This is a genomic window from Pseudomonas sp. YL2 (assembly GCF_023063025.1).
Lineage (GTDB): Bacteria > Pseudomonadota > Gammaproteobacteria > Pseudomonadales > Pseudomonadaceae > Aquipseudomonas > Aquipseudomonas putida_A.
Window position 1 is genome coordinate 57,523 of record NZ_JAJSLU010000011.1, and the last position, 2,760, is coordinate 60,282.

The window sequence follows — 2,760 nt, forward strand, 5'->3', positions numbered from 1 at the left end:
GCTTGCTCGCGAATGCGGTGCATCAGTCCCATTTGAATTGACTGACCCACCGCATTCGCGAGCAAGCCCGCTCCCACAGGGTCGTGAAAACTCTATATCGGCGTCAGATCCGGGCTGTCGATCTGCTCCAGCATCCACTTCACAAAATCCCGCACCTTCGGCACTTCCGCCGCATGTTCCGGGTAGGCCAGGTAATAGGCGTCGGAACTGGGCATTGCATGCTGCCAGGGAATGACCAGTTTGCCGTCGGCCAATTCCTCTTCCACCAGAAACCGTGGCAACAACGCGACGCCGCAGCCGACCTGAGCGGCGCGGATGCACATGTAAAAGGTTTCGAAACGCGGGCCGTGATAGCTGTGTTCGGTGTGGTAACCCTGACTGTCGAACCAGTCATGCCAGGCCTGTGGGCGCGAGGCGTTTTGCAGCAGCACCAGATCGGTCAGTTGCGTCGGGTCGGTGAAGGGCTGATCCGGCAGGCTGCCGGGCGCACAGACCGGTACCAGCTCTTCGCCGAACAGCTTCAGGCATTCGGTGCCGGGCCGTGAGCTCTGGCCGAAATAGAACGCCAGATCGCTGCGACCCTGCAGCAAGTCATCGGCCTCCTGCTCGTTGCACAAGTCGAGATGGATCGACGGATGGCGCAGACGCCAGCCCTTCAGACGCGGTACCAGCCAACGAGCGCCGAAGGTCGAGGGTGTAGAGACACGCAGGACTTCGGTCTCGCCGCCGTAGGAACGCAGGTAATGCGTGGACATTTCCACCTGAGTGAGGATTTTTCGGACTTCCACCAGGTACAAATCCCCGGCCGGGGTCATCTGCAAACGCCGACGCACCCGACGGAACAACAAGTGCTGCAACAATTCCTCAAGCTGCGCGACCTGTTTGCTGACGGCACTCTGCGTCAGGTTCAGCTCTTCGGCGGCCCGGGTGAAGCTCAGGTGCCGGGTCACGGCCTCGAAGCACTGCAACGCGGTGATCGATGGCAGGTGGCGTTTATTCAGCATGGGTGATCCCTTTTTCTTGTCTTTCTGTGCGCAGCATGAATAAACGGAATGATATCTCGCGTAAAGGTCGTTTGTTGCCTCGCCTTCGGGAAGCTACAACTAAAGGCCTGCCCGGTCGCGAAAATGCGTCCGCACACATTCTGTTTTTCGCTTGAGGAGTGACCCATGGTTGCCGCATTGCTTGATCGTCTTGGTGTGAACCCGGCCCTGTACCAGAACGGCAAAGTGCCGGTGCATTCGCCCATCGACGGCAGCCGCATCGCCGCCGTGAACTGGGAAGGCCCGGCCGAAGTCGAGCAGCACATCAGTCGCGCAGATCATGCTTTCGAGCTGTGGCGCAAGGTGCCGGCCCCGCGTCGCGGCGAACTGGTGCGTCAGTTCGGCGAAGTGCTGCGTGAGTACAAGGCTGACCTCGGCGAACTGGTGTCGTGGGAGGCGGGCAAGATCACTCAGGAAGGCCTCGGTGAAGTGCAGGAGATGATCGACATCTGCGACTTCGCCGTCGGCCTGTCGCGTCAGTTGTACGGTTTGACCATCGCCTCCGAGCGCCCGGGCCACCACATGCGTGAAACCTGGCATCCGCTGGGCGTGGTCGGCGTGATCAGCGCGTTCAACTTCCCGGTCGCGGTGTGGGCGTGGAACACCACGTTGGCGCTGGTCTGCGGTAACCCGGTGGTGTGGAAGCCGTCGGAGAAAACCCCGCTGACCGCACTGGCCTGTCAGGCGCTGTTCGACCGTGTGGTGAAGAATTTCAGCGATGCGCCGGCGCACCTGTGCCAAGTGATCATCGGTGGCCGTGACGCTGGCGAAGCGCTGGTGGATGACCCGCGTGTTGCGCTGATCAGCGCCACCGGCAGCACCCGCATGGGCCGCGAAGTGGCGCCGAAAGTCGCCGCACGTTTCGCCCGCAGCATTCTCGAACTGGGCGGCAACAACGCGATGATCCTCGGCCCGAGCGCCGACCTAGACATGGCTGTACGCGCCATTCTGTTCAGTGCGGTCGGTACTGCCGGGCAGCGTTGCACCACCCTGCGGCGGCTGATTGCCCATGAATCAGTGAAGGAAGAAATCGTCACCCGCCTCAAAGCCGCGTACGCCAAAGTGCGCATCGGTCATCCGCTGGAAGGCAATCTGGTCGGCCCGCTGATCGACAAACACAGCTTCGAAAACATGCAGGACGCGCTGGAGCAGGCACTGAGCGAGGGCGGTCGGGTGTTCGGCGGCAAGCGTCAGCTCGAAGAGCAGTTCCCCAACGCCTACTACGTGTCGCCGGCCATTGTCGAAATGCCAGAGCAGAGCGACGTGGTCTGCAGCGAAACCTTTGCGCCGATCCTCTACGTGGTCGGCTACAGCGACTTCCAGGAAGCGCTGCGCTTGAACAATGCGGTGCCGCAGGGCCTGTCGTCGTGCATCTTCACTACCGACGTGCGCGAGGCCGAGCAGTTCATGTCGGCGGTTGGCAGCGACTGCGGCATCGCCAACGTCAACATCGGCCCGAGCGGCGCGGAAATTGGCGGCGCGTTTGGTGGCGAGAAGGAGACCGGCGGCGGTCGTGAGTCGGGCTCCGACGCCTGGCGCGCGTACATGCGCCGCCAGACCAATACCGTGAACTACTCGCTGGAGTTGCCGCTGGCGCAGGGCATTACCTTCGACTGAGTTTGGAATGAAGCAGATCCCCTGTGGGAGCGGGCTTGCTCGCGAAAGCGGTGGGTCAGTCGACACAGATGTTGGCTGAAACACCGCTTTCGCGAGCAAG

Annotated in this window: 2 protein-coding genes; one reads left to right on the plus strand and one right to left on the minus strand. The window is 61.8% G+C overall.

What is annotated here, in order from left to right; all coding sequences use genetic code 11:
• Window positions 1-92: 92 nt before the first annotated feature.
• Window positions 93-1,004 carry a LysR family transcriptional regulator gene (locus LVD08_RS16745; RefSeq protein WP_247268694.1) on the minus strand — a complete coding sequence of 304 codons (912 nt, stop codon included), beginning with the start codon at window positions 1,002-1,004 and terminating at the stop codon, window positions 93-95.
• Window positions 1,005-1,169: 165 nt separating this feature from the next.
• On the opposite strand from LVD08_RS16745, the gene amaB reads away from it, so the two are divergent.
• Window positions 1,170-2,660, plus strand: a complete 1,491-nt coding sequence (amaB, locus tag LVD08_RS16750; protein WP_247268695.1) for an L-piperidine-6-carboxylate dehydrogenase — start codon at window positions 1,170-1,172, stop codon at window positions 2,658-2,660.
• Window positions 2,661-2,760: the final 100 nt, after the last annotated feature.

Bases quoted from the DNA above. Each gene is read 5' to 3' on its own strand.
- LVD08_RS16745 (WP_247268694.1), bottom strand. From the start codon at position 1,004: ATGCTGAATAAACGCCACCTGCCATCGATCACCGCGTTGCAGTGCTTC.
- amaB (WP_247268695.1), top strand. From the start codon at position 1,170: ATGGTTGCCGCATTGCTTGATCGTCTTGGTGTGAACCCGGCCCTGTAC.